This is a genomic window from Streptomyces sp. CA-106110, assembly GCF_050936285.1.
Classification (GTDB): Bacteria; Actinomycetota; Actinomycetes; order Streptomycetales; family Streptomycetaceae; genus Streptomyces.
The window spans coordinates 171,841-196,042 of record NZ_JBNJNB010000001.1; the positions used below are offsets into that span (position 1 = coordinate 171,841).

Sequence of the window (24,202 nt, forward strand, 5' to 3'; positions counted from 1 at the left end):
GGTCCACCGGATCTCGCTGACGAACTGGTGCTGGATGCTGGGCGGCGCCCCGCCCCCGACCGGGCCGGCGCGGGGCGAAGTTCACCCACGCTCGCGCTCGCCGCACTGGAGGACCCCTGCCTGCCTCAGGTGCTGGCCGAGCTCGCCGCCGCCCGCGCGGACGAGATGGACGCCGACACGGTGAAACGCGAGCTGTCCGTGGTGCGCAAGGCGATCGGCTGGTGGCTGCGGCAGGGCTGGATCGGCGCCGATCCGACGCTCGGCATTGAGCGCCGGCCGTCCCCGCCGGACAGGACGAAGGCGCTCTCCCTCGCCCAGGTCGCCGCCGTCTGGCGCCTGAACGACGTGAACTTGCGGGACAGGACCCTGTGGCGGCTCGTCTACGAGAGCGCGGCCCGGGCCGAGGAGGTGCTGTGCCTGAACGTGGAGGACCTGTTCACCGCCGACAAGCGCGGCAGGATCAAGGCCAAGGGCGGCGCCACCGAGTGGATCCACCGGCAGTCCGGCGCGGCCCGGCTGCTGCACCGCCTGATCCCGGCCGCGCCAAGGGTCCGCTGTTCCTCACCGAGCGCCGCGCGCCCGACGGCGCCCCCAGTCCCGAAAAGCCTCAGGCGACCCTGCCATCACGCCGCACGACCGTCTCTCCCTCGTGGGAGCTGCGCGTCGTTTCGCCTCCACTCAGACCCGGCCAGGGCGCCCTGGACCGGCATCAGCCATCCCGGCGCCGACCTGGCGGTCCTGGAACTGCCGGTCGGCCGCCGCTCATCCTGGTCGGTGACCCGGACCAAGCCATCCACGCCCGGCGTCGGCGCCGAACCCACGGCCCTGCACACGGACGCGCACCCAGCCCGAGCCAAGCATCACGCCCTCCAGTTGAACGCGTTCAAGAAGGGTGGGGACATGGACCTCACGATCATCGCTTACGTCATCTATCTGCTGATCAGCGTCGCCCTGACGGTCTGGGTGGCGCGCACGCTCAGCCGCAACGGGCGAATCTTCCTCGAGGACGTGCTGCACGGGAACGAGAAGCTCGCCGACGCCGTCAACCACCTCCTGGTGGTCGGCTTCTACCTCGTCAACCTCGGTTTCATCGCGCTCTATCTGAACGGCCACGACACCATCCACGACACACGCGGGGTCTTCGAGGCCCTGTCGACCAAGCTCGGCGTGGTGCTGCTGGTCCTTGGCGTGATGCACCTGGGCAACGTGTACGTGCTCAACAAGATCCGGCGGCGCGGGGCCATGGAGCGGGAGCAGGTCCCGCCCGTGGGGCCGCAAGGCTGGACCGCACCCTCGACGGGGGCCTGAGCCATGACGGCCACGGTGGACCTGGACGCCGCGCGCGTCCCGGTCCACGGGCTGACCGTGCTGTACGACGCCGAGTGCTCCCTGTGCACCTTCCTGCGCGACTGGCTCGTACGGCAGCCGCAACTGGTGCCGCTGGAACTTCTTCCGGCCGGATCGCAGCAGGCACACCGGCGCTTCCCCGGGCTCGATCACCGCGCCACCCTCGAGGAGATCACCGTCGTCGGTGACGCCGGGCAGGTCTACCGCGGCGCATCCGCCTGGGTCGTGACGCTGTGGGCGCTGCGCGGCCACCGGGCCCTGGCCCATCGGCTCGCCACGCCGGCGGGAGCCAGACTCGCCAAGGGCGCGGTGCTGGCGGCCGCCAAGTGGCGCGGGGCCCAGCGGGGCGGGGCGCAGTGGGGTGGACGCGCCTACCGCCAGGGCGAGGGCTGGACCTACGACCCGGGACAGGGGTGGACGTACACCGAGCCCGGGTGCGACGACGGCGCCTGCGCCACTCGTTAGGCTCTGTGTCCGTGCCTGCCAAGAACCACCCAGCCGACCAGGGCGCCACGCCCACCAAGTCCGAGCAGACCCGCGCGCTCATCCTGGAAACCGCGATGCGGCTCTTCCAGGAGCGCGGCTACGACAAGACGACGATGCGGGCGATCGCCAAGGAGGCCGGAGTCTCCGTAGGCAACGCGTACTACTACTTCGAAGGCAAGGAACACCTGATCCAGGGCTTCTACGACCGGATCGCCGCCGAACACCGGGAGGCGGTCCGGTCGGTCCTGGAACGGGAGACCGACCTGGAGAGACGACTGGCGGGCGTACTTCAGGCGTGGCTGGACATCGCCACGCCGTACCACGAGTTCGCGGTGCAGTTCTTCAAGAACGCCGCCGACCCCGACAGCCCCCTCAGCCCCTTCTCCCCCGAATCCGAGCACGCACGCCTGGAGGCCATCGGCGTCCATAAGGAAGTACTGGCCGGGGCGAAGACCAAGGTGCCGGAAGATCTGCGGGACGTGCTGCCCGAGTTGATGTGGCTCGCCCAGATGGGCCTCGTCCTGTACTGGATCTTCGACCGGACCGAGGGCCGCGAACGCAGCTACCGGCTGGCACGGCGCGGCGCCCGCCTCACCGCACGCGGCGTCGCCCTGGCCCGCTTCCGGGTACTACGCCCCCTCGTCCACGAGGTACACGAACTGTTCACAGACTTCCTGCCGGGCATGACGAAGATGCTGCCCAATCCCGGAAACAGCCGCAGAGTCGAGTGAGCACCAGCGGGTCAACAGGCCGAACGGCAGCTTCGAAGCCCGCCATGCCCACGGGTCGTGCATGCCTGCCGATCCGGCCGCGAAGGGCGGGACGGAGGCGCCGGTCCGGATCACGAAGCCGGACCTGGTCCCCACCACGGTGAACCTTCGGCCCCAGTACGCCGGCGTCCCAGAACTGCAGGATGCCTGCGAGGACTTCACGACCGAGATGAACGGCCGCCGTTCACCGCGAGACCCGCCGGATCCCGGCCGAACTGCTTGCCGAGGAACGGCTCCGACTGCACCCGGTGCCCGGGCAGCCGTTCAACGCTGCGTTCGGCTAGACCCGAAGCGTCGGCAAGGACTCCACAATCTCTGTCGAGCCGGTCCGCTACTCGGTCCCGCACGAACTCGTCGAGGAGAGCGTCTGGGCCGCTTCCACGGCGACGAACTGATCGTGACCGCGACAGTCGCGGGCAACGCGATCGAGGTCGCCCGCCACCTTCGCTCGACGCCGGGCAGTTTACGGAAGGCCGACGAGCACTCCCCCGACGCCCCGCGCGGCGAGCGCACACCCGGGCGACGAACCCGGCCAAGGGCCCGTTCCTGGCGATCCGCCCGGGGGCGGCGGCATGGCTGATGGAGGCAGGGGCGAGTGGCGTCCGCCGGATCCGGGCGAAGAGGACCGACGCCGTCGCCCTGGCGAAGCTGCACGGGACCGCCGACGTCGACCGGACTCTGGGCACCGCAGCGACGGTGGGCCGCTTCGCCGAGGGCGACCTGCCGTCGATCCTGCACCATCAGGGTGAGCACGACCGGGTCGAGCCGATTCGCCACGGTGAGACCCACGGCCTGCAGCCGGGCACCTCCGCCCGGTCCGGGATCACGACACCGTGATCCGCGGTGGCCTCAGTCGGTACCGCCGGCGGGAGCGTCCTGCCGGCCGGGCAGGGCCAGCTCGTCGTCACGAAGCGACCAGACCGGCTGCTGTTGGGACGGCGGTCCGGCAAGGACCCGCAACTGCTGCGGGCGGTATTCGTCGCGCGCGTCCTCGACACTGAAGCCCGCCGAGGCCAACACCGCGGCCATCGCCTGCATCATCGCGGCCCCGACCGCTCTGGAGTGCCGCAGAACCGGCTCGTCCAATTGCTTCAGGCTGAACGCCCGGCTCGCGCAGGCCCGCACGCGAGGGCTTGCCTGCCAGGCCACGAACACGCCGCCTGCCGCATCGGCACCGTCGTCGATGTCCACCTCGGCGCCACCGGCCAGGACCGGGTCCAGCCCCGGGGCGAGCACAGGCAGGCCCGCGGCCGCCAGCTCGTTCGGAGGAAAACCTCCGCCACAGCCCCGCCACCGCATCAGCGGCCCCCCAAGTCAGCGCCCACCGCGAACCCGGTCACCCCAAGTGCGAACGACTGAACGCGGCACGTTTCGTACCCTGGCGACATGCGCATGCGCCCCACTCTGAGCTGGACCCCCACCGAGGATCTACCGCCAGGCACCACGAGTCCCGAGCCGATCGCCGATGCCCTGAGCACCGGAGGTGTGCTGGTCCTCAGCGGGGCGGGCATCTCCACGGAGTCGGGCATCCCCGACTACCGGGGCAAGGGCGGGAGCCTGAGCCGGCACACCCCGATGACCTACCAGGACTTCACCGCCAGCGCCCAAGCCCGGCGGAGGTACTGGGCGCGCAGCCACCTCGGCTGGCGCACCTTCGGCCGCGCCCGCCCCAACGCCGGGCACCGGGCCGTGGCCGCGTTCGGGCGGCACGGCCTGCTCTCCAGTGTGATCACCCAGAACGTCGACGGCCTGCACCAGGCCGCCGGCAGTAAGGGCGTCGTGGAACTCCACGGAAGCCTGGACCGCGTCGTCTGCCTTTCCTGCGGCGCCTTCAGCCCGCGCCGTGAACTCGCCCGACGTCTGGAGGAGGCCAATCCAGGCTTCGAGCCGGTAGCCGCAGGAATCAACCCGGACGGTGACGCCGACCTCACCGACGAACAGGTCAAGGACTTCCGCGTGCTGCCCTGCACCATCTGTAGCGGCATCCTCAAACCGGACGTGGTGTTCTTCGGCGAAGCCGTTCCGCCGCAACGGGTCGAACACTGCCGCAAGCTGGTCCGGGAAGCGTCCTCGCTGCTGGTCCTGGGCTCCTCACTAACGGTGATGTCCGGGCTCCGGTTCGTCCGCCAGGCGGCCCAGGCCGGGAAGCCGGTACTGATCGTCAACCGGGATCCGACCCGGGGCGACCGGCACGCCCGCACCCGGGTCGCACTCCCGCTGGGAACGGCCCTCACCACCGTGGCCGGCCAACTGCGCATCCCCACCGACGACCAGACGGCGGCCCCGGTGAAGTCGTGACGGTGATGGGGCAGAACCGCAGTTCGCCGTACCGGCGCTTCATGTCGATGCAGAGCCTCAACACCAAGCCCGCCCCCGATCACCAAAAGCCCGATCCGTTCGAGCTGGCCTACCAGGGCCTGCTTCGCAAGCCGTGGAGAGTGTCGATTCTAGGTACTAAAGGGAGGCGTTCGTCGTAGGGTGAGGGGCTGCCGAAGGAGGCCAACGGCCGAGGGAGCCCTGTATGACGCGGTACCTGATCTCGTTCGATGACGGCGCGATGACCTTCCCCGAGGAGGAGTTGCCCGAGGTGGCCGAGGCGTCGCACGAGGTGGTGCGTAAGGCTCAGGACGCCGGTGTGTGGGTCTTCGGTGGTGGACTGCAAAGGCAGCAGGCGAGCGTCGTGGCCACCGACGGGACCGTCACCAACGGCCCGTACCCGGAGACCAAGGCGGTGCTCGGCGGGTTCTCGATCATCGATGTGCCCTCACGTGAGGACGCGCTGGAGTGGGCTGCCAAGATCGCCGCCGCGTGCCGCTGTGCGCAAGAGGTCCGGGAGATCATGCACGACCCGACCGTCTGACCGAAGACGCCCCGCTGCGGCCGGGGCCTGGTTCGGAGGTGGCTTGTGACCTGCGGGTTCGGCATGCTGCGGGCCCGTCGACGATGCGGTTGGACGGCATGATCTGACGGACGCGGCGTGGGCGGTGGTCGAGGCGCTGCTGCCGGTCGCAGGGTGTGGCCGTCGGGCGCGGAACCTACGTCGGCACGTCGACGGGATCCGGCACCGGGTCCGGGCGCGGTGCCCGCGGCGAGACGTGCCCGAACGGTATAGGCCGTGATCGCTGACCCGGAGCACGAACCTCAACCCCCAGTTCACCTCTGGAAGCGGTGGCGCCGCCGCCAACCGGTCCTCCAAGGCCGCCCTCAACGCCTCACCGTCCTCTACGCCCAGACACTGGCTGAGGACGGATTCAAGGCCAACGCGCTCGCCCCCGGCCTGCGGGCCACCGATCTGAACTCCCTCGCCGTCGCCGGCGGCGGCGACCCGGTCGAGGCCGCCCGGGGAGCCGTCCGCCTGGCCCTGCCGCCCGACGACGGCCCCACCGGTGGATTCTTCTCCTGAGACGGAACGCCCGTGCCCTGGTGAGCGCGTTGAGGTCGGCAAGCGCGCGGCAGCGGAATCACCGCGCGGTGTAGCCACCAACGGCCACGTGCGCGCTGCACACAGGAGGACCTGGACGAGCGCGACCCGGCCGGCGCCTACCACGGCGACCACGACTGCTTCGCCCCGCTCCCCTATACCAGTGGCCCGACTACGCCGTCCTCGTCCATGCCCATGGCTACGCGCTCATGGGCGCCTACACCGCCCCGGGCTGGAGCAAGCGCGCCAGGATCCCCACTTCCCCACCGCCGACGGCGCCATCGGCCGCAGCTGGTGCCACCTCCAGGCACCGCTGATACCTGTTGTGCACCCGGCGATGTTGTGGCGCTATCAGGTGGAGCGGCGCCGGCCTCAGGTGGCGAGCAGTCGCCGGCAGAGGGCTTCGTCGAACGGCGGGTGCTGGTTGTCGAGCAGTGCATCGAGGAACGTGCGTTGGGCGGAGGTCAGCACGCTGTCCTCGGTGAGCGGCTTGGGAAAGGCCAGATGGACGAAGGGGGCCAGATCGTGGCCGTAGTCCAAGGTGGCGGAGAGCGTGGCCAGACCCAACACGGCGGGCAGGACGGCCTCCAGATCGTCGGCCCGATCCGCGAGTGCGGCGGCAAGGTCACCGTGGAGCCGGCCTTCCTGCCCGGGGAGATGACCGGTGAACCAGCGGTCCGCCTCTTCGGGCGCTGCAAGCGCAGCCACCAGTTCGCGGATCGCGCGCGGGTCGTCGGCGAACCCCGGCGCGAGCGCGGCGCAGGCACGGACACCGGGATGCCCGTCGTGAAGGAGAGCTTCGGGGCACTGGCCCAGCTCGCCGAGCAGTCGGGCCACGGCCGCACGTTCCCTGGGCTCGGGTGAGAGGGCCGCGGCGTCTTTCATGACGGCGACCAGTGCGGCTTTGCGGTCGCCGAGCGTCGGATCCTTAAGGCAATACGTCGCGACGGTCATCGCGGAGGTACGAACGGCGGACTCGGAGTCAGCGGTCAACGCACACGCGGCGTCGAAAACGTCGGCGATGACTTCTCTGCAGGCCAGCAGATCACGGGCCTCCATCGCCCGGCAGTACTCGATGTCGTCCATGGCCTCCACCAGCGCGGCGGGTGGCGGCGTACGCGTCACCGGATCGGGATCCAAACGCCAGTCACAAGCGCGGGCGGCGTCATGGATCCGCTGGAGGTCTCCCTCGTCCCGGCCCACCGGGTAGGCATCGCGGATCAGGTCATCGTCGCTTGTCTCCAACTGGCAGGCTTGGGCGAACTCGGCCAGGTAATCCAGCAGGACGGCCCGAAGCGGACGGGGACCAGGATCCCACGGAAGAATGTCACCGACCACCACGGCAGTCGCCGGATCAGCCAAGACGGCGGCCACGAGCCCGATGAACGGCCCGGTCGCCGAGAAGACGCTGCCCTGGTGCAGCATCGCGGCATCGAGGTAGCCGACCGCGCGGCTCTGCGCCCGCGGATCATCCCCGATCAGAGCCAGAAGCTGCCCGGGCGCGTCCGCGGCTCGCCCGTAGGCGTGGTCGAGTCCATCCCAATCGACCTGCAGCAACCTCACCTGCAAAGAATCCACCGACAGATCATGCAGCCACACCGCGCCCGACACCAGCCCGGGGCAAGACGCCGGCGCGATGCTCTCGCTACTTCCCCGGCTTCGGCGGTTTCCTTGAACCCGGACACGGAACTTCCCACGCCGGGCGGGTCTCTACGTCGTACCTGGACCGAAGGCTCTTCGCCTTCCTGGTGGTGCCGACGCTGGTCACTGCCCTGTTCTCGGAGCCCTGGGTGGCCCTCATGCCGCTGACGCTCGTGCCACAGCGGCTCACCAAAGCGGCATACGCCGCTTACCGGGGGACGGCGCCACGGCGTCGTGCTGTGGCAGGGACACGTTCCCGATCAGCCCCTGGAGAAAGGCCAGTACCTCTCTTCATCGGTACGGCAACTCGCGTCCTAGTGCCGCATCAGGCAGCGTACGCTCAGTCCACGACCTGTGCCGGTAAGAACCGTGTCACCAGCCGCAAACCACAGGCCTACTCCGCCGGCCTCACGGGCTGAGGCCGTTCGACTGCGGCCCTCACCTCGGCGAGCGTGACTCGACCGCCCGCCACTTCAGACACGTACTTGTAGATCGTGCTCCTTCTGACGCCGAGGCACTCGGCGATGGACGTGACGGTATCCCAGGGCGAACCAGCAGGTTCTCGGGGCGGACACCGCGCGCATAGTGGGTGCAGCACTCGACGTGAGCAGGCGGGCGGGGAGGGGGAGAGCATGCGCAGGTATGTCCACAACGAATTGACGATGGTGGTCCAGGCCGCGTGCGCCGTAGCCATCAGCGCGCCCGTGACGTTCGGCGTGCGCGGCATCCCCAACGCGGACGCCGGTCGGCCGGCCATCGCTGCCTTCATCGCGCTCAGCGTCGGAAGTGCCGTGTCCGGGGTGCTCGCTTGCACCCGCTGGACGAGGGTGGACGGCGGGAAGCGGGACTTCGAGAGAGCGGTTGCCTTGAACCCCGACACGGTGCTTCCCACGCTGGGCGAGTCTCTCCCTCGTAGCCTGGCCCTACGATTCGTTGCCTTCCTGGTGGTGCCGACGCTGGTCGCTGCCCTGTTCTGGGAGTCCTGGGTGGCCATCATGCCGCTGGTGCTTGTGCCGGATCGGCTCGCCAAGGCGGCATACGCCGCTTACTGGGAACGGCGCCACGGCGTCATGCTGTGGCAGGGACACGTTCCCGATCAGCCCTTGGAGAAGGGCCAGTACCTCTATTCATCGGTACGCCACCTCGCGTCCTAGTGCCGCATCGGGCAACGTTGGCCTGCTGTAGGCTCCGTCGCCGAACGGGAGGTTCCACTTGGGTACTTGTCCGCGCCGAACCTGGCCGGTTGCTGCACTCGTCGTGGGACTTCTGAGTGCTTGCGATGCAACCATGGATCCCACAGACCCTGCCAACTTCAGTTCTGTCGCCTTCGTCAATGACACCGACTCCCCAGCCGTCCTGTTCGAGTGTGTCGACCGCCATGGATATGACTGCCATGACATGACCGGTCGACTCGCCCCCAGAGAACGCTCCGAACAGCGGGTGTACTGGGGGGCAGGTCTCGATCCCTGGCAAGTCCGGGACACGCGGGGGCAAATCGTGGGCTGGGTGGTCGTGAACACACCGCGCCGTGAATCCGGAGCCGTCTACTACCTCGGCGATGCTGAGCCCCGGCCCGGCAAGGCGACGACTCCGCGCGTCTCGCCGCACCCGGACCCGATGCGGTAATCCGGTCCCCGGGACACACTGGCCCGGCCGCGATCCGGCGCATCGGCGATGTAGCGAGCCGCCCGGGTGATCGCTCTGGCGGTTACGGGCCGTCAAGCTGTCCGGGTTGCAGAAGGAGTACGCGTCCGTGAGATCGATGACGACGAGGGCCAGCGCCTGCTGCGGATCATCCGCCGGGGCACGGGGTCGGTGGTGACCTGGCGGCGGGCCCAGATGGTGCTGTCATCCGCACAGAACATGCCCGTAGCGAACATCGCTGAGGGCGCCTTCACCAGCGCGGACCCGCACCCGGCACGTGACCCCTCACTTCAACGCCGACGGCTTCGAGGCGCTCTACCCGAAGGACAAGAGCGGCCGGCCCAAGACTCTCAGGCCGACTCGACTACACCCAAGGGGTCGTGTACGCGTACGAGCCCCGCCTCGAACTCCGCGTGGTGGCCGACCGTGACGGCGTGCGGGCCCTGAGCCGGCCCAACACGCCGTCACACAATCATGCCGCCCGGTCATGGCGCTGCGACCCGGGCGACGATCAATCACGTCCAGCCGTCGTGCGACCACTTCTGACAGCCGTTGCCGGTACCGGCATGCAGGATCTTGCCGCGCGTCTCCGTGCCGTACACACCGTCCTGCGCGGCACCGATCGTCCTCTGAACCGACAGCAGTGCATTCCTGGTCGCCGGACCGAAGTCCCCGTCGACTGCGATGCTCTTGCCATAACAGCGCACCATCGAGAACTGCAGCGCGCTGACCGCATCGCTGTAGTCGCCCTGCGCGAGGTAACAACTCGAACTTCCGGAAGACGTGCCGGGCACTTCGAGCCACAACCCGCTCACGCCCGCCGCTGCCACATCGGCCGTGCAGATCGGCAGCGAGGCAACGGAAGCCGTCGCCGGGGCGACGCCGGCAACACCGCCAGCCAGCACCAACGCAACGACGGGGAGCACATATCGCATCCGACCCAGCCTGGTTGAAGCAATGAGACTCCTCACGAGGGATACGCGTCAGCCGATCGGCTGACGCGGCTGGCTAGCAACGCCCTCACGAAACGACCACCCTCTGTGCACGGGCCACTACCGCAACCACATACCTGAGACGTGCGGGCGGCAACCCGATCCCCCACTGGCAGCGGAGGGTACGTCAGATCAACGGCTGATCCTGATTGTTCAGCGGGTCAGTTGTCGCTCGGGGTCCGGCGGCCCTTAAAGGCGATCTGGAATGCGCTCAGGGGCGCCTTCCAGCGCACGGTGCACCGTGTGCGGCCAATGAGCCAGTTGCCTTGCGGCCCGGCATGCACCAGCAATCCGCACTGCTTTCTCAGGCAGTGCGGTCGGCGTAACAGCGTGACATCGGCCTGAACCGTCCGTCCGGGCTGGGAAAGCCACTGCCGGGCCGTCACTGCAGCGGTGGGTAGCCGGTTCAGCTTCGCGCGCGCATCGCCTCCGAGCGGGCCCGCTCGGTGGACAACCCCATCCCGGCGCAGATCTGCTCGACCGTGACCGGCGCTTGCGCACGCCGCACCACGTCCATGATCCGCTGGTGGTCCTCGGGCATGACCACCTCGTCCATGAGAGCTACACCCCAAGGCGATCGCACCAACCTGCCCACCCTGGCGGTCATGCGCTCCCCGTAGTCGCCCGCACCCGCTGGCCGACCGACGCTGTCTTCACGTAATCCCAGCCAATCGACCCAGGCGGCACGCCCGTTGACTTCGACTAGATACTGAGTGTAGACACTGAGGTATGACTGTCCCTCTGGCACTCCTCGGACTCCTCGAACGGGAGTCGAGCCACGGCTACGACCTCAAGCGCGACTACGACACCTACTTCGGTCGGGGTAAGCCGCTGCCCGCCGGGCAGGTCTACTCGACCCTGGGCCGCCTCGCCCGCGACGGGAAGGTCGAGGTCGGCGAGACCGAGCCCGGGTCGGGGCCGGACCGCAAGCGCTACGTGATCACGGAGCTGGGGGTCACGCAGGTCGAGACCTGGCTGACTGAGCCGGTCGCGGGTGAACCGCACCTGCAGACGGTGCTGTTCACCAAGGTCGTACTGGCGCTCCTGCTGGAGCGCGACCCCCGCGCGTACCTCGACATCCAGCGTGCCGCCCACATGGAGCGGATGCGGGAGCTCACTGAACTGCGCCGGAGCGGCAGCACGATCGAGTCGCTGCTCGCCGACCACGGCGTGTACCACCTGGAGGCCGATCTGCGGTGGATCGACCAGACCGTGGCGCGGCTCGCCGCCCTGACAGCGGAGGTGCGCTCATGAGTTCGGACGAAGGCTTCCTCGTAGAAGCGCGAAACGCTGTCCTGTCGTTCGGGCAGACGCCCGCGCTGCAGGGTGCGAACCTTTCCGCCCGTGCCGGCGAGATCCTCGCTGTCACCGGCCCGAGCGGCTCCGGCAAGTCCACGCTGCTGTACTGCCTGGCCGGGATCCTCGTACCCGACTCCGGCGAGATCTGGTTCGAAAGCCGCCGCGTCGACACCCAGCGCGAGCCCGAGCGCAGCGCGCTGCGCCGGGATCACTTCGGCTTCGTCTTCCAGTTCGGTCAGCTCGTCCCCGAGTTGACCGCCGAGGAGAACGTCGCCCTGCCGCTGCTGCTCGCCAAGTCCCGCAGGGCGAGCGCGCTGGCCGAGGCCCGGTCGTGGTTCGGGCGACTCGGCCTGGACGGTCTGGAGGGGCGCCGGTCCGGCGAACTCTCCGGCGGGCAGGCACAGCGTGTCGCCCTGGCCCGCGCCTTGGTCTCCCGGCCCAAGGTGCTGTTCGCCGACGAGCCGACCGGGTCGCTCGACTCGCTCACCGGCGAGCACGTGATGGACCTGCTGGTCGCCTCCGTGCGCGAGGAGGGCACCACCGTCGTCCTCGTCACCCACGAGCCGCGGGTGGCCGCCTTCGCAAGCCGCGAAGTCATCGTCCGCGACGGCAAGGTGACGCCGCTGTCCGTCGGGCGGCTCACCTCGTGATCCGCCTCGGACTGCGCCTCACCCTGAGCGGCGGCAGGGAGGCCGCCGCCCGCCTCGCCGTCATCGCGGCCGCCGTCGCCCTCGGCGTCGGCCTGCTGCTGAGCATCCTGGCGACCATCAACGCCACCGCCACCCAGAACAGCCGGAACGCCTGGTTCAACACCGGCTCCGGCAAGAGCGCGTCGAGTCAGTCGGCGGCGAAGGCGGACACGGACCCACTGTGGTGGCTGCTCAGGGCGGACCACTTCGACGGCCAGATCATCGGCCGCGTCGACGTCGCCGCCACCGGTCCGAACTCCCCGGTCCCACCGGGGCTCTCACGCCTTCCCGGACCGGGCGAGTTCTACGCCTCACCGGCCCTCAGCAAGATCCTCCACTCCACCCCGGCCGCCGAACTCGCCGACCGCTACCCCGGCCACCAGGTCGGCACGGTCGGCAAGGCGGCGCTCCCTGGCCCGGACTCCCTGGTCGTCGTCATCGGCCACAGCCCCGACCAACTCGCGAAGCAGCACGACGCCACCCGGGCCACCTCGATCACCACCGTGGCCCCAAGCAGCTGCAACGGAACGAACTGTACGGTCAGGGCGGGCATCGACAGCAGAGGCATCAAGCTCATCCTCTCCGTCGCGGGCACCGCCCTGATCTTCCCTGTGCTCATCCTCATCGGCACGGCCACCCGGCTGGCAGCCGCCCGCCGTGACCAGCGCTTCGCCGCGATGCGCCTGGTCGGCGCCACGCCGCGGCAGATCTCGATGATCTCAGCCGTCGAATCGACGGTCGCCGCGGTCATCGGGACGGCCGTCGGCTTCGGCCTCTTCTACCTGTTCCGTACGCAGCTGGCGGCAGTCAACCTCACGGGTACGCCGTACTTCGCCAGCGATCTCACGCTCCGGACCAGCAACATCCTCCTCGTCTCCGTCGCCGTCCCGGTGGGGGCCACGATCACGGCCCGGATCGCCCTGCGCCGAGTGCAGGTGTCCCCGCTCGGGGTCACCCGACGCGTCACGCCGCGCCCGCCGCGGGTCTACCGGGTCATCCCACTGGCCGCCGGTATCGCCGAACTCTCGTACACCATCGGCCGGGTGCCCAGGAGCACCAACGGCCAGATCTGGGTCTTCGTCCCGGGAATCCTGCTGGTCCTGACCGGCCTCGTCATCGCCGGCCCCTGGCTGACCATGGCCGGAGCCCGCGTCCTGGCCCGGCTCACCAGCCGGCCCGCGCTGCTCGTCGCGAGCCGGCGGCTCGCGGACGACCCGAAGGCCGGCTTCCGCGCGGTCAGCGGGCTGGTCCTCGCCCTGTGCGTCACCAGCGCGGCCGTCGGGATTATCGGCTCGCTGAACGCCGAGCGCAGCATCCCGCAGGCCGGCCGGACGGTCGCCGGCGCCTTGGGCGCCAACTACGTCCAAGGCTTCAACCGCACTACCGGACGCCAGATCGGCAGCGTGCCCCCGCTCTCGAAGGCCACGCTCGGCGAGCTGAACTCCGTACCGGGCGTCGAAGGCGTGCTGATGATCCACACGAACCCGCTCGGCACCCCGGACCCGGCCGCTCAGGGCTCCCCAGGCTCTGTGACACCGCCGGTGGCCGGCCTGGCCTCGTGCGCGGAGCTCGCGAAGATGCCTGCCCACAGCGCATGCGCCTCCGGAGCCGAAGCGGCGTCGGTCCCCCAGAACTACGGCACCTTCGGCACGTACAACTGGGAACACTGGCCCACGGCATGGCCGGCCGCCGGCATCTCCGCCCAGAGCCTCGCCCGCCTCCCGGTCCAGCAGATCGTCGTGGCCACCAACGGATCGAAGTCAGCGATCGAACGCGCACGCACCATCCTCGCGAACACGTATCCCGACCAGGACGTCCCACGGACCGTCCGCGAGGACCACGCCGAAAGGGGCGCACAGCTCGCCGGATACCAGCAACTGGCCGACACGGTCATCCTGGTCAGTTTCCCCATCGCCGGCTGCAGCCTGGCGGTGAGCGTGGCCGGCGGCCTGCGCGACCGCAAGCGCCCCTTCAGCCTGCTGCGGCTGACCGGCACACCGCTCGGGGTGCTGCGGCGGGTGGTACTGCTGGAGAGCGCGGTCCCGCTCCTGGTGGTCGCCGTGGTGGCGATCGGGATGGGCTTCCTGGCTGCCCAGCTGTTCGTACAGGCCCAGTTCAGGTACTCGATCCGAGCACCGGGGATCCAGTACTACGCGATCGTGTTCGCCGGGCTCGTCGCCTCGCTGGGGGTCATCGCATCCACCATGCCGCTGCTCAGGCGCATCACGGGACCCGAAACGGCACGCAACGAGTAGCAGGTACGACAAGGGCTCGGACCGGCTGACTGCAGCCGGCCCGAGCCGTCCCTCGTTCAGGGCCGCGGGATCGCCGACTGGGCGTCTCAAGCAGGATCCTCACGGCGCATCTTTGAAACGCCGGACGATCAGGAACAAGCCGCTCCACAGCACCTGAACGGCTTCGTCACCGTCCTGGACAACACCCTCGACCTCGCCAAACCGACCTTCACTCATGCCCAGGCCAGAGCCAGATCTGGACGGGCGCCTGCCTGTCGACCGGTCGATCCGCTACTTCCCGCGTAGTAGGCGGAGTGCCGCCCCGGGGCCGACGACATCCGCACGGCCCGCGTCCAGGATCAAAGGCGACGCTCGACCCCCGACAGGACACGCACCGGACACCGAGGACGCGAGGCCCGTGGACACCCCAACGCAGAATCCCGCCCCATTCGCCCCCACCACCCAAACGACGCACCCGCACGAGGCGCACCGCCCCCGCCGCCGCGGCACACTGCTGCCGCCGCAGTGGCGCAAGGTACTACGGGCCGCACACGTGACGGTCTCGGTCGGACTGCTGGGCAGTGACGCCGCCGTGCTGGCCCTGGCCTCGGCGGGGCGGCTGGGCAGCGACCCGGTCACCGTCTATCCGGCCGCCCACCTGATCGGCGAGCTGCTGCTCCTGCCGCTGGCCGTGCTGGCCCTGGCCACCGGCGTCGCACTGGGGCTGCTCACGCCCTGGGGTCTGCTGCGCTACTGGTGGGTGGTGATGAGCCTCGCGGTGACGGCCGCAGGCACCGGCCTGGCCACGTTCGTGCTGGTTCCGGGCCTGGGCGCGGCAGCCACGGCGGCGCTGGCCCGGCATCCTGTCGCCGACGCCACTGGGCTGGTCCGCGATTCGGGCGCGGCCTGCTGTGTGCTGATCGCGACCGTCGTAGTTTCGTACGTCAAGCCCTTCGGGACGGTGCGCCGCAGGCCCCGCACCAAGCGCCCGACCCCGACAGCGCCCTGAGGCGCGGCGAAGCAGTGCGGTCCGGTGCCCGACCTATGCCGACCGGGACGGCCTCAGCTGGCGGCGGTCCACCACCCCGGGCGACCAGGTGTCGGGCTCCCGTTCGACGCCGTCCCCGCAGAGTCCCCCGAGGACGTCTGGCTGACGGGGGACGCCGGCGATGCCGGCATTCTCACCGAGCACTGGGACGGCTCCACCCGGCGGACCGTCAGCGCACCGGTCCAGCCCAACAACGGCGCGGGACTCCTCGGCGTGGCCACCGTCTCCCCGACCAACGCCTGGGGTGTCGGCTGGGCCACCGCCGACGACGAGTGCGGCGAATTCACCGGGCTGCTCGATCACTGGGACGGCACCGCGTGGAAGGCCGTGCCGCTGCCTGCCTAGGCCCCGGTCGCCGTGCTCAACGCGGTCACCGCCGTCTCCGCGCACGACGTGTGGGCCGTCGGATTCGACACCGGCGACCAGCCCGTACTTCTTCACTACGACGACGCCCACTGGAAGCAATTGCCCAAGCCCTCGATCGACGGGTTGTACGGGAAGCTCAACGCGGTGACCGCCGAGCGCGCCGGCGATGTGTGGGCCGTCGGCAGGGTAGTGACCACCGAGAACGACCGCGGCCATTCTCGTGCTGCGCTGGAACGGCAGCGGCTGGCGGCAGGTCAAAGCACCCGCCGGGGCGGGTCCGCTCTCCTCGGCCGCCATCGCGCCCGGCGGCGTGGTCGCCGTGGGCCAGGACACCGCCCAGGAGCAGGACATCGCCGTGCAGTGGAACCACGGCGCCGTACGACTCCAGACCCTGCCCGGGCCGGCGGAAGGCTCCGCTGTCCGACCCGTCGGCGTCGATGTCAGCGCACGAGCCGCGACCGTGGTCGGCAGCGCCACCACCCCCCAGGCGCTCCTGCCGGCGCCGCTGCTGCTGCTCACCGGGCGACTGTGATCTGCGGCGAAGGCTGAACCGGCATCTGGAGGGCTCCTGCCGCCGGGGGGCAGGAGCCCCCGCGTTCGTACTGGTTGTGCACGCGCCGCGTATCAGCTGGTCCGCCCACGCCGGGCACGGGAACCTTCCCCACCCCGTTCTGCGGGGCTTTTTTTGGTGGCCGTGTCGAAGCGGGCCCGGTTCTCCCGGATCTCGTCGTGGTGGATGCCGGCCCAGTCGATCAGGGACACCACGATGCCGTGCAGGGTAAGGCCCAGGGGGGTGAGGGCGTACTCCACGCGCGGCGGCACCTCGGCGTAGGCGGTGCGGGTGATCAGTCCGTCGCGATGCAGCTGCCGCAGGGTGAGGGTCAGCATGCGCTGGGAGATACCGGGGATGCGGCGCAGCAGGTCGGTGTAGCGCAGCGGGCCGTCGTCCAGGGCGGCGATCACGAGCGTGCTCCACTTGTCGCCGGCCCGGTCCAGGATCTGCCGGATGATCTCCCTGTTCTCCGCCGGCCAGCGGGCACAGGGCCCCGAGACTGCGGCGATGTCCGTCTCGCCTGCGACCTGACCTGCGGCGATGTCCATGGCGCACATTTCCTTCCGGTCGCGCACACGCATGTGCCTTTTGTACGGCATTCCATACTGGCCCATCATGGCGCTACATCCAAAGCGTAAGTATTGGAGGTGCCCGCCGTTGAAGGTGGAAATCTGGTCCGACCTCACGTGCCCGTGGTGCGGTCTGGGCAACCATCGTCTCGACAGAGCCGTGGACCGGTTCACCCACGGCGGCGACATCGAGCTCATCCACCGCTCCTACCCGCTGGACCCCGGCCTCTCCAGCAGCCCCGCGGTGCCCACCCGGCAGATGCTCAAGCAGAAGTACGGGATGGACGACGCCCAGGTCGAGGCAGCCACCCGCCGCATCGAGGTGCTGGCCGAGCGCGAGGGGCTGAGGCCCTACATCGTGCTGGACAACAAGAAGGCCGACACCCAACTGGCCCACGAGTTCCTCGCCCACGCCACCGCCCAGGGCAAGCACGCGCAGGCGTGGCACCTGAGCTTTCGCGCCTACTTCGGCCAGGCCCGCTCGCTCTTCGACGTGGATGCGCTGCTCGAACTGAGCGACGAACTCGGCCTGGACCGGGACGGGACCCGGCAGGCCCTCACCGAGCGCCGCTTCAGGCAGCAGGTGAAGGACGAGGCTCGCCGCGCGGGCGCCCGCGGCGCCCGCGGCGCGCCCTTCCTCGTCATCGACGGCCAGTACACCCTCTTCGGCGCCCAGGAAACCGACACACTCCTCGGCGTTTTCCAACAGGTATGGGACGCCACCCACCCGCAGCCCGTCCAGACCCCGGCCAGGGACGCCGAGGGGGTCTGCGGCCCGGACGGATGCGCGCTACCCGCCCATCCCGCCGCCCGTGGCTGACCCCCGCTCTGGTCCGCTCCACTCATGGCCCGGTGGGTCGCATGAAGCGCGGCCCTCCTTCCATCACCCCGTACGAAAGGCATCGTTTCTCATGTCCTACCTGTTGCACATCGACTCATCCTCCCTCGGTACCGCTTCGGTCTCCCGCCAGGTCGCCGACTCCTTCCGGGACGCCTGGACGGGCGAGGTCGTCCACCGGGACCTGGCCGCCCAACCCGTGCCGCACCTGAGCGCGGCGGCCATCTCCGCGCAGGTCACCGATCCCGCCCAGCACACCGCGGAGCAGGCCGCAGCCGCCGCCGTCCAGGACGAACTCATCCAAGAGTTCCTCGGGGCCAGTGCCTACCTGTTCACCGTGCCGATGTACAACCGCACGATGCCCTCGGTGTTCAAGGCGTGGCTCGACCAGGTCATCGTCGTCGGCCGGACCATCAACCCCACCGGCACAGCCCCCGCCGCCGGCCGCCCGGCCGTGCTGATCTCCGCCCGCGGCGGCGGCTACGGCCCCGGCACCCCCAACCACGGCAAGGACTTCCTCGTCCCGACCCTGGAGTCCGTCCTGGGCGACCCCGCCTACCTCGGCCTCGACGTCTCCACCCTTACCGCCGAGCTGACCAAGGCCCCCGTCGTCCCGGCGCTCGCCCACCTCATCCCGGCCCACGAGGCCTCCCTGGCAGGGGCCCACGAACAGGCCCGCGCGCAGGCCGAGAAGATCAGCCAGCAGCCCACCGCCTGACTCACCCCGGCACCGCCGCCGCGGTGGGGCCACCACAGCCCCACCGCCCCAGGCGTGGCGGTACGCGTGACGAAGCCGCAATTCCAAGGCCTGGCGCGTAACATCAGCCACCGACATCAACACAGTTGAAGGCTCCCCTCCCTGAAGGGAGGGGATTCTCCACCCTCCAGGGTTGAGCGGGGATGTACGGCTCAGGCCGCCTCTTGGTCCAGCGGACCAGGAGGTCTTACGCCCTCGACACCGTCCGGGTTCCAACCTGCCCGGACCAGCATCACGCGGGCGGAGTTCTTGTCCCTGGGGGAGACGGCTCCGCACACGGTGCAGGCATAGGTTCTCATCGAGAGAGGTAGTGCGTGCTTGGTTCTCGCTCCGCACTGCGCGCAGTCCATCGTGGTGTGCGCCGGGTGCACGAGGCGGACGTCCCGTGCGTGCTTGCGGCCCATCTCGACCAGGGCACGCTTCGTCGCCGCGATGGCCGCGTCGGCCGCCTTGCGGGCCATGGTGGTCTTCGCGAGGAACTTCGGGCGGAAGTCCTCCACCGCCACTCCGTCATGATCGCGCATGACGGCCTTGGCCCACTTGCGGCCGGTGTCCTCACGCTGCCGCGCGATCTTCCTGTGCAGCTTCGCTGCCTGTGCCTGCGCCTTCCGGTAGCCGGTGGATGCACGCTGTCCTTTCGGTCGCCGGCGCCGGGCCATCATCCGCTGGTACTTCGCGAGCCGCTGAGCGGACCGCTTGCCGTGTTCGGCATGCGGAAGGTCGTAGGCGTCATCCGTGGTGGTCGCGGTCTCCTTCACACCCCAGTCCACGCCCAGGACGTGGCCGGTCTCCACAAGCGGCTCGACCTGGGCCGGGGCGACGAAGGAGGCGTACCAATGTCCGAGCGTGTCCTGGTACACGCGCACGCTCGACGGGTCGGCCGGAAGAGCCCGCGACCACACCACGCTCAGCACGATCTGGCCCGCAAGGTGCAGGCGGCCCTCCTTGAGGCGGAAACCGCGCCGGGTGTAGTTCAGCGACGGTCGGCTGTCCCGCTTGCGCTTGAAGCGGGGCATCCCCGCCCGGCGGTGCTGCGCAAGCCCGTCCTTGATGTCCTTCAGCGCCTTCGCCCTCGACTTGGCGAAGTCCCGGATCACCTGCTGCTGCGGCACGCTCGCGCCCTCGGCCAGCCACGCTGTCACCCCGCGGGCGTCGGTCAGCATCCTGTCCAGCTGCGCCGGACCACACGTCAACTTCTCGCCGCCCGCTCTGCTCTGCGCGTGGGCCTGCCGGGACTTGGCCACGCATTCGTTCCAGATCCAGTGGCAGCGATCCCACTCGGCTTCGAGTGCGCGCCGGGCTGTCTTCGACAGGCGTACACGGAAGGTGTACCGGGCATGCCCGGTGTCCTTCGTGGTCGCTTCTGTCGTCATGCATCCGAACCTACCTGGGAGGACTGACAGTTGAGAGTTCTTGACCGTTGTGGGCGGCATCACGGCCGTGCGGGGTGGACGCCGGATCGCCCTGACGGCGATCCGGCTGTCCCTGCCCTGCTCCGCAGGAGTCCGATTCCTCCCCGGCCTGAAGGCCGGGGCATCCTCGGAGAAAGCCGGTGAACAACCACGCACGGTGGCACGCCCGCAATCGGCGGACGAGCCCAACCATCCCTGCAGGCCAGCGGTTCGTGATGGTGCTGCACGCCCCAACGGATCAGAAGGTCCCAAGCCCGCAACAGATCGACCGCCGGCACGTGCGCTACCGGGTCGGTGCCGGCACCAGAAAGGAAGCCGTCGGCTGCTGAACAGCGGCAGGCGGCCTGCCGCAAGCGCCAGTGGCGGGCCTCCCACCAGTATCGAGCAGCGGCCGACGTCCCGGCCCCAACCGTCCAAGCGTGTCGCGCCGCGCTTCACCTGAAGTCGACCAGCGATGGCAGACAGTTGGCGAGGAACGCTTCTCGATGCGCCGTGGCAGCAGAGGCGTTAGCGTTGTCCCCAGAGCAGTCGTGGTTCCGAGTCGTGCGCCCGTGGACACCTTGCCCGCGGGCGCTTTGCTGTGTCAGCCCTCTTCGGACCAGGGCGATCACCTCCGGGCCCGCACCGTGCAGGCCCGAACCCCCTACGAAGGAGACAGGCATGGCCAAGGGCACTGTGAAGTGGTTCAACTCGGAGAAGGGCTTCGGCTTCATCGAGCAGGAGGGCGGCGGCCCGGACGTCTTCGCTCACTACTCCAACATTGCCGCTCAGGGCTTCCGCGAACTGCAGGAGGGCCAGCACGTGGAGTTCGACGTCACCCAGGGCCAAAAGGGCCCCCAGGCGGAAAACATCCGCGTCATCTGACCCCAGCACGCGAACAGGCCCGGCACCCTGAAGGGTGCCGGGCCCGCGTGTGCGGCCGCCGGCCGCAAGCACTCCGGGCTCACCGACATCAACCGGGCCGGCCCTCGTCCGCGCGGCCGCCGGCTCCCAGAGCGCAGCGCGGGCTCGGGGACGCCACCAGGCGGGCGCCCAACACGTAGCGGGCGCGCACCTCAGACATCCGCGACACGCCCGAGGGCGCTGATCCGCACCACCTCTTCACCGCTGCCTTGCGTGGTGGGGCAACCGACGGAATGCTGTGGCCGGAGCCTCCCCCTGAGTGGTGGACACCCTGACCTCGACCCCGGTGGGGGTCGGGAGAGGGTGACCGATTATGGTGATGAAGGTCTATTCGCCCGAGTTCAAGGCCGACGCCGTGGCCCTGTTCCACTCGGATGCTGATCTCACGATCGCGCAAGCCGCGCGTGACCTGGGACTCAACGCGGAGACCCTGCGGAACTGGATCCGCGCCGACCGCGCCCGCGGCGGCAGCACCACCGGCTTGACCAGGAAGAACGTGACCAGCACCACCCCGGCCGTCGAGGCCACCCGCGAGGAGCTCGCAGCCCGCATCCAGGCCCTGGAGGCCGAGCTGAAGGCCGCCCGCAAGGAGAACGCCACGCTCGCCACCGAGCGGGACATTCTGCGCAAGGCGACGAAGTTTTTCGCCTCGGAGATGACCTGGTAGGCCGCTGCCAGTTCATCGAGGACCACTGCGAGACCTACCCGGTCAAGCGGCTGTGCCAGGTGCTCGACGTGCACCGCTCCAGCTTCTACAAGTGGCGGGCGGGTCGCGAGGCCCGCGCCGCGCGGGAGCGGACCGAGGCGGCCCTGGCGACGAAGATCAAGGCCGTGCACGACGACTCCGACGGCACCTACGGCTCCCCGCGCGTCACCGCCGAGCTGCGGGACACGCACGGCATGGAGATCAACGAGAAGAAGGTGGCCCGCGTCATGCGCAAGTTCAACATCGTCGGGGTGCACCTGCGCAAGAAAGTCCGCACCACCGTGCCCGAGCCGGCGAACCAGGTGGTGCCGGACCTGTTCGGCCGGGACTTCACCGCCGCCGAGCCGGGTGCGAAGTACATGGGCGACATAACCTATCTGCCCGTCGGCGACGGCGAGTTCCTCTATCTCGCCACCGTGCTGGATTGCTTCAGCCGCCGGGTGGTCGGCTACTCCATCGCCGACCACATGCGCACCGAACTGGTCGCCGACGCGCTGCGGATGGCCGCCACGACCCGCGGCAGCCTGGACGGGGCGATCTTCCACAGCGATCACGGAGCCCAGTACACGTCGAAGGAATTCGCCGACCTGTGCAAGGAGTTGGGCATCACCCAGTCCATGGGCGCCGTCGGCACCAGCGCGGACAACGCCGCCTGCGAGAGCTTCCACGCATCCCTGAAACGCGAAACACTGCAAGGCGCCCGCCGCTGGGACGGCGCCCGCGCCTGCCGGCTGTCCGTGTTCCGCTGGCTCACGCGCTACAACACCCGCCGCAGACACAAGAAGAACGGCCAGCTCAGCCCCGTCGCCTACGAGGCCCGACACTCAGCTACACTCACACTTGCCGCATAAGCATACAAACCGGTGTCTACTTCTCGGGGGGAACCCCCGCCTGCTGAAACGAGCCATCTGCGGGGTGAGGATCCTGCCTATCGGTGTGGGGAATCCCCTGCCGACCTTTCGTCCGCGCATTCCGTCACTCCGGGAACCTCATGTCATCGGATCTTCGGGAGGCTCAGAGGGCGACGAATGTGACGGCATCACCTCCGGGGCCGCGTCAGGATCGACCCTCACCCACGGCAGGTCCTCGAACTGCGCGACGATCCGGCTCCAACCACCGCTTCGCGCACCGCCGGTGGGAGCGGCATCGTCCAGCCAGATCTCCGTGCCCGGCGGAAGGTCCTCCGGTCCGCGCTCGGTGCCGATGAAGAGGGTGAACTCGGGGTCATCAGGACTGCTCCGGCTGTAGTACATGTCCCCGTCGCGCCACGCTTCCATGGAGAAGTCCGCAAGAATCGCCTTCCCGTGACGGCCCTCGGGAAAGAGCAGAAGCAGAGTGTCGCCCCGCACAGGCACGTCGGCGTCAGCGACACGGGCCGCCAACGCCTTGATGGGGACGGCGGGCTCGACCTGGAGACCGAAGCCGGTACGGTGTGAGCCGGTCACGGTAACGATGTGGTAGGGCACGCCATATCTTCCCACCCTCCTGGGGCTTTCCCATAAGCCGGCGGCCGGTGGCGGTCGGTGAGCGGAACACCGCGTCGCCCAAGGCGACCAGCCCTCAACTCTCCTCTGACTCTCCCTCTCGCACGCCGTCACCTCGGGAACTTGATTTCGTCGGTGCCTCTGGTGGTCGTCGGGGTGGCGGCGAACTTGCCGCCATGCTGGGCCGGTTCTGACAAGGCCAGCTTGGTGCACTCGATCTGGTCCCCAAACGCCGTCGTGCTCTGGACGATGCGCTCCATCGACGCCGTCGTCGCCCTGCTCCGCGCCGAGGGCCACGAGATCCGTCACGAGGATGTCGGCCGGCTCTGCCCCGCTCGAGTACCTCAACCTCAAGGTGCTCGGCCGCTGCGGCTTGACCGCGTCCGGCCCGTGCAAGGGGCTGTGGCCCTTGCACGGCCTGGACGCGGTCGGGGTGGACGATGGTGGCGCGGACGTGTAGGTGTCGCCGGTTGGTTGGTCGTGTCGTCAGTGCCCTGCGTGGTCGAGGGCGGCGACCTCGCGTACGGCTGCGGCGATGGCCGGGAAGTCCTTTTTGAGGATCGCCCCGTGGTTGCTGGCGACCTTCGCGCCGATCTGGATGTGCGGGTTGCGGGCCCTCACCGCGTCGAGGCTGGTGCGTATCTGTTCCTGCTCGTCACCGCGGCTTCCAAAGGACGTCCCCGACGCCACCACGTAGCGCACCGGGACGGTGATGTCGTCCAGCACGGGAGCCAGGTCCCGTTCGGGGGAGAGCCGGCCCAGCTCGATGTTGCTGTCCGCCTGCTGTGCCGCGGTCATCCGCGGGGCCAGACCCGTCGGGCGCAGCAGCGGCAGGAACCAGCTCATCCGCCCGAACAGTTTCCGGCCGAAACCGTGGCCGTGGCCGAGTACGAGGACACGCTCACCACCGCCCTCACGACCCGGAGCCTGCCCACGACGACGATCCGGATGCTCGGACTGCCTGTTCACCACCGACGCGGGCAGCCACACCGCGTCCCGCTCCCTGCGGCGATCCGATCCCGAGGACGGCGTGCCCAGCTTGC

At 69.5% G+C, this 24,202-nt stretch carries 30 protein-coding genes and 2 pseudogenes; 23 read left to right on the top strand and 9 right to left on the bottom strand.

The window, feature by feature from the left end:
* Window positions 1-900: 900 nt before the first annotated feature.
* The 5 genes from ACQEXA_RS00905 (at window position 901) to ACQEXA_RS00925 (ending at window position 3,440) form a co-directional block, all read left to right on the top strand.
* The gene (locus ACQEXA_RS00905; protein ID WP_432939977.1) at window positions 901-1,308 is read left to right on the top strand and encodes a hypothetical protein; all 408 of its coding nucleotides are present in this window, start codon (window positions 901-903) and stop codon (window positions 1,306-1,308) included.
* A gap of 3 nt (window positions 1,309-1,311) precedes the next feature.
* Entirely contained in the window at window positions 1,312-1,812 is a 501-nt protein-coding gene (locus tag ACQEXA_RS00910; RefSeq protein WP_432938371.1) for a thiol-disulfide oxidoreductase DCC family protein, read from the top strand.
* 11 nt (window positions 1,813-1,823) lie between these two features.
* Entirely contained in the window at window positions 1,824-2,564 is a 741-nt protein-coding gene (locus tag ACQEXA_RS00915) for a TetR/AcrR family transcriptional regulator (RefSeq protein WP_432938369.1), read from the top strand.
* A 350-nt stretch (window positions 2,565-2,914) separates the two neighbouring features.
* Window positions 2,915-2,998, top strand: a complete 84-nt coding sequence (locus ACQEXA_RS00920; protein ID WP_433134400.1) for a hypothetical protein — start codon at window positions 2,915-2,917, stop codon at window positions 2,996-2,998.
* A 184-nt stretch (window positions 2,999-3,182) separates the two neighbouring features.
* Window positions 3,183-3,440 carry a hypothetical protein gene (locus tag ACQEXA_RS00925; protein WP_432938367.1) on the top strand — a complete coding sequence of 86 codons (258 nt, stop codon included), beginning with the start codon at window positions 3,183-3,185 and terminating at the stop codon, window positions 3,438-3,440.
* 12 nt (window positions 3,441-3,452) lie between these two features.
* On the opposite strand, the gene ACQEXA_RS00930 is transcribed toward ACQEXA_RS00925, so the two are convergent.
* Window positions 3,453-3,794 carry a hypothetical protein gene (locus ACQEXA_RS00930; protein WP_432938364.1) on the bottom strand — a complete coding sequence of 114 codons (342 nt, stop codon included), beginning with the start codon at window positions 3,792-3,794 and terminating at the stop codon, window positions 3,453-3,455.
* A gap of 195 nt (window positions 3,795-3,989) precedes the next feature.
* Between ACQEXA_RS00930 and ACQEXA_RS00935 the strand changes: the two genes are divergently transcribed.
* The 4 genes and pseudogenes from ACQEXA_RS00935 to ACQEXA_RS00950 all read left to right on the top strand — a co-directional run.
* The gene (locus ACQEXA_RS00935) at window positions 3,990-4,901 is read left to right on the top strand and encodes an NAD-dependent protein deacetylase (protein WP_432938362.1); all 912 of its coding nucleotides are present in this window, start codon (window positions 3,990-3,992) and stop codon (window positions 4,899-4,901) included.
* Between the two features lie 223 nt (window positions 4,902-5,124).
* The gene (locus ACQEXA_RS00940) at window positions 5,125-5,463 is read left to right on the top strand and encodes a YciI family protein (protein ID WP_359410940.1); all 339 of its coding nucleotides are present in this window, start codon (window positions 5,125-5,127) and stop codon (window positions 5,461-5,463) included.
* Between the two features lie 103 nt (window positions 5,464-5,566).
* Window positions 5,567-5,722: a transposase gene (locus tag ACQEXA_RS00945; RefSeq protein WP_432939974.1), complete on the top strand. Its 156-nt coding sequence runs from the start codon at window positions 5,567-5,569 to the stop codon at window positions 5,720-5,722.
* A pseudogene (locus ACQEXA_RS00950) lies at window positions 5,723-6,006 on the top strand (short-chain dehydrogenase); the annotation flags it as partial.
* 390 nt (window positions 6,007-6,396) lie between these two features.
* Here the strand turns inward: ACQEXA_RS00950 and ACQEXA_RS00955 are convergent.
* On the bottom strand, window positions 6,397-7,602 hold the full coding sequence (locus ACQEXA_RS00955) for a hypothetical protein (RefSeq protein WP_432938359.1): 1,206 nt from the start codon (window positions 7,600-7,602) through the stop codon (window positions 6,397-6,399).
* Between the two features lie 695 nt (window positions 7,603-8,297).
* On the opposite strand from ACQEXA_RS00955, the gene ACQEXA_RS00960 reads away from it, so the two are divergent.
* The 3 genes and pseudogenes from ACQEXA_RS00960 to ACQEXA_RS00970 form a co-directional block, all read left to right on the top strand.
* The gene (locus ACQEXA_RS00960; RefSeq protein ID WP_432938357.1) at window positions 8,298-8,819 is read left to right on the top strand and encodes a hypothetical protein; all 522 of its coding nucleotides are present in this window, start codon (window positions 8,298-8,300) and stop codon (window positions 8,817-8,819) included.
* 133 nt (window positions 8,820-8,952) lie between these two features.
* Complete coding sequence (locus tag ACQEXA_RS00965; protein ID WP_432938354.1) at window positions 8,953-9,291, top strand: hypothetical protein; 339 nt, start codon at window positions 8,953-8,955, stop codon at window positions 9,289-9,291.
* A gap of 75 nt (window positions 9,292-9,366) precedes the next feature.
* Window positions 9,367-9,659, top strand: a pseudogene (locus ACQEXA_RS00970) (hypothetical protein); the annotation flags it as partial.
* Window positions 9,660-9,824: 165 nt separating this feature from the next.
* Here the strand turns inward: ACQEXA_RS00970 and ACQEXA_RS00975 are convergent.
* Together ACQEXA_RS00975 and ACQEXA_RS00980 are read right to left on the bottom strand one after the other, a co-directional pair.
* A complete protein-coding gene (locus ACQEXA_RS00975) occupies window positions 9,825-10,244 on the bottom strand; it encodes a peptidoglycan-binding domain-containing protein (protein WP_432938351.1) in 420 nt (139 codons plus the stop codon).
* Between the two features lie 463 nt (window positions 10,245-10,707).
* Window positions 10,708-10,857: a hypothetical protein gene (locus tag ACQEXA_RS00980; RefSeq protein ID WP_432938349.1), complete on the bottom strand. Its 150-nt coding sequence runs from the start codon at window positions 10,855-10,857 to the stop codon at window positions 10,708-10,710.
* A 173-nt stretch (window positions 10,858-11,030) separates the two neighbouring features.
* Between ACQEXA_RS00980 and ACQEXA_RS00985 the strand changes: the two genes are divergently transcribed.
* The 6 genes from ACQEXA_RS00985 to ACQEXA_RS01010 all read left to right on the top strand — a co-directional run bounded on the left by ACQEXA_RS00985 (window position 11,031) and on the right by ACQEXA_RS01010 (window position 16,469).
* Window positions 11,031-11,555, top strand: coding sequence for a PadR family transcriptional regulator (locus ACQEXA_RS00985; RefSeq protein WP_432938346.1), 525 nt, complete (start codon window positions 11,031-11,033; stop codon window positions 11,553-11,555).
* Window positions 11,552-12,250, top strand: coding sequence for an ABC transporter ATP-binding protein (locus ACQEXA_RS00990; RefSeq protein ID WP_432938343.1), 699 nt, complete (start codon window positions 11,552-11,554; stop codon window positions 12,248-12,250). The genes ACQEXA_RS00985 and ACQEXA_RS00990 overlap by 4 nt, the downstream gene beginning before the upstream one ends.
* Window positions 12,247-14,544, top strand: a complete 2,298-nt coding sequence (locus ACQEXA_RS00995; protein ID WP_432938340.1) for an FtsX-like permease family protein — start codon at window positions 12,247-12,249, stop codon at window positions 14,542-14,544. Before ACQEXA_RS00990 ends, ACQEXA_RS00995 begins: the two co-directional genes overlap by 4 nt.
* 397 nt (window positions 14,545-14,941) lie before the next feature.
* On the top strand, window positions 14,942-15,532 hold the full coding sequence (locus ACQEXA_RS01000) for a hypothetical protein (RefSeq protein ID WP_432938337.1): 591 nt from the start codon (window positions 14,942-14,944) through the stop codon (window positions 15,530-15,532).
* A 24-nt stretch (window positions 15,533-15,556) separates the two neighbouring features.
* Window positions 15,557-15,916 (top strand): hypothetical protein, encoded by a 360-nt coding sequence (locus ACQEXA_RS01005; RefSeq protein ID WP_432938334.1) that lies wholly within the window; start codon window positions 15,557-15,559, stop codon window positions 15,914-15,916.
* A 241-nt stretch (window positions 15,917-16,157) separates the two neighbouring features.
* Entirely contained in the window at window positions 16,158-16,469 is a 312-nt protein-coding gene (locus ACQEXA_RS01010) for a hypothetical protein (protein ID WP_433128152.1), read from the top strand.
* A gap of 92 nt (window positions 16,470-16,561) precedes the next feature.
* Here the strand turns inward: ACQEXA_RS01010 and ACQEXA_RS01015 are convergent, their stop codons facing one another.
* The gene (locus tag ACQEXA_RS01015; RefSeq protein WP_432938329.1) at window positions 16,562-17,071 is read right to left on the bottom strand and encodes a winged helix-turn-helix transcriptional regulator; all 510 of its coding nucleotides are present in this window, start codon (window positions 17,069-17,071) and stop codon (window positions 16,562-16,564) included.
* An 82-nt stretch (window positions 17,072-17,153) separates the two neighbouring features.
* On the opposite strand from ACQEXA_RS01015, the gene ACQEXA_RS01020 reads away from it, so the two are divergent.
* Both ACQEXA_RS01020 and ACQEXA_RS01025 read left to right on the top strand, forming a co-directional pair.
* Window positions 17,154-17,879 carry a DsbA family oxidoreductase gene (locus ACQEXA_RS01020; RefSeq protein ID WP_432939972.1) on the top strand — a complete coding sequence of 242 codons (726 nt, stop codon included), beginning with the start codon at window positions 17,154-17,156 and terminating at the stop codon, window positions 17,877-17,879.
* A gap of 91 nt (window positions 17,880-17,970) precedes the next feature.
* Window positions 17,971-18,615 (top strand): FMN-dependent NADH-azoreductase, encoded by a 645-nt coding sequence (locus tag ACQEXA_RS01025; protein WP_432938327.1) that lies wholly within the window; start codon window positions 17,971-17,973, stop codon window positions 18,613-18,615.
* Window positions 18,616-18,806: 191 nt separating this feature from the next.
* On the opposite strand, the gene ACQEXA_RS01030 is transcribed toward ACQEXA_RS01025, so the two are convergent.
* Window positions 18,807-20,027, bottom strand: coding sequence for an RNA-guided endonuclease InsQ/TnpB family protein (locus ACQEXA_RS01030; RefSeq protein ID WP_433128154.1), 1,221 nt, complete (start codon window positions 20,025-20,027; stop codon window positions 18,807-18,809).
* 699 nt (window positions 20,028-20,726) lie between these two features.
* On the opposite strand from ACQEXA_RS01030, the gene ACQEXA_RS01035 reads away from it, so the two are divergent.
* Window positions 20,727-20,930 carry a cold-shock protein gene (locus tag ACQEXA_RS01035; protein ID WP_432938323.1) on the top strand — a complete coding sequence of 68 codons (204 nt, stop codon included), beginning with the start codon at window positions 20,727-20,729 and terminating at the stop codon, window positions 20,928-20,930.
* A gap of 352 nt (window positions 20,931-21,282) precedes the next feature.
* A protein-coding gene (locus ACQEXA_RS01040; RefSeq protein WP_432920220.1) for an IS3 family transposase occupies window positions 21,283-22,526 on the top strand; the annotation gives its coding sequence in 2 pieces (ribosomal slippage) (window positions 21,283-21,622 and window positions 21,622-22,526; 1,245 coding nt in all).
* Window positions 22,527-22,664: 138 nt separating this feature from the next.
* Here the strand turns inward: ACQEXA_RS01040 and ACQEXA_RS01045 are convergent.
* Window positions 22,665-23,120 carry a hypothetical protein gene (locus tag ACQEXA_RS01045; RefSeq protein WP_432938321.1) on the bottom strand — a complete coding sequence of 152 codons (456 nt, stop codon included), beginning with the start codon at window positions 23,118-23,120 and terminating at the stop codon, window positions 22,665-22,667.
* A 149-nt stretch (window positions 23,121-23,269) separates the two neighbouring features.
* Window positions 23,270-23,419, bottom strand: a complete 150-nt coding sequence (locus ACQEXA_RS01050) for a hypothetical protein (RefSeq protein WP_433128156.1) — start codon at window positions 23,417-23,419, stop codon at window positions 23,270-23,272.
* Between the two features lie 53 nt (window positions 23,420-23,472).
* Here ACQEXA_RS01050 and ACQEXA_RS01055 point away from each other — a divergent pair, with 53 nt between their 5' ends.
* On the top strand, window positions 23,473-23,619 hold the full coding sequence (locus ACQEXA_RS01055; protein ID WP_432938316.1) for a hypothetical protein: 147 nt from the start codon (window positions 23,473-23,475) through the stop codon (window positions 23,617-23,619).
* A 26-nt stretch (window positions 23,620-23,645) separates the two neighbouring features.
* Here ACQEXA_RS01055 and ACQEXA_RS01060 read toward each other — a convergent pair whose 3' ends face one another.
* A complete protein-coding gene (locus ACQEXA_RS01060) occupies window positions 23,646-24,149 on the bottom strand; it encodes a hypothetical protein (RefSeq protein WP_432938314.1) in 504 nt (167 codons plus the stop codon).
* Window positions 24,150-24,202 lie beyond the last annotated feature (53 nt).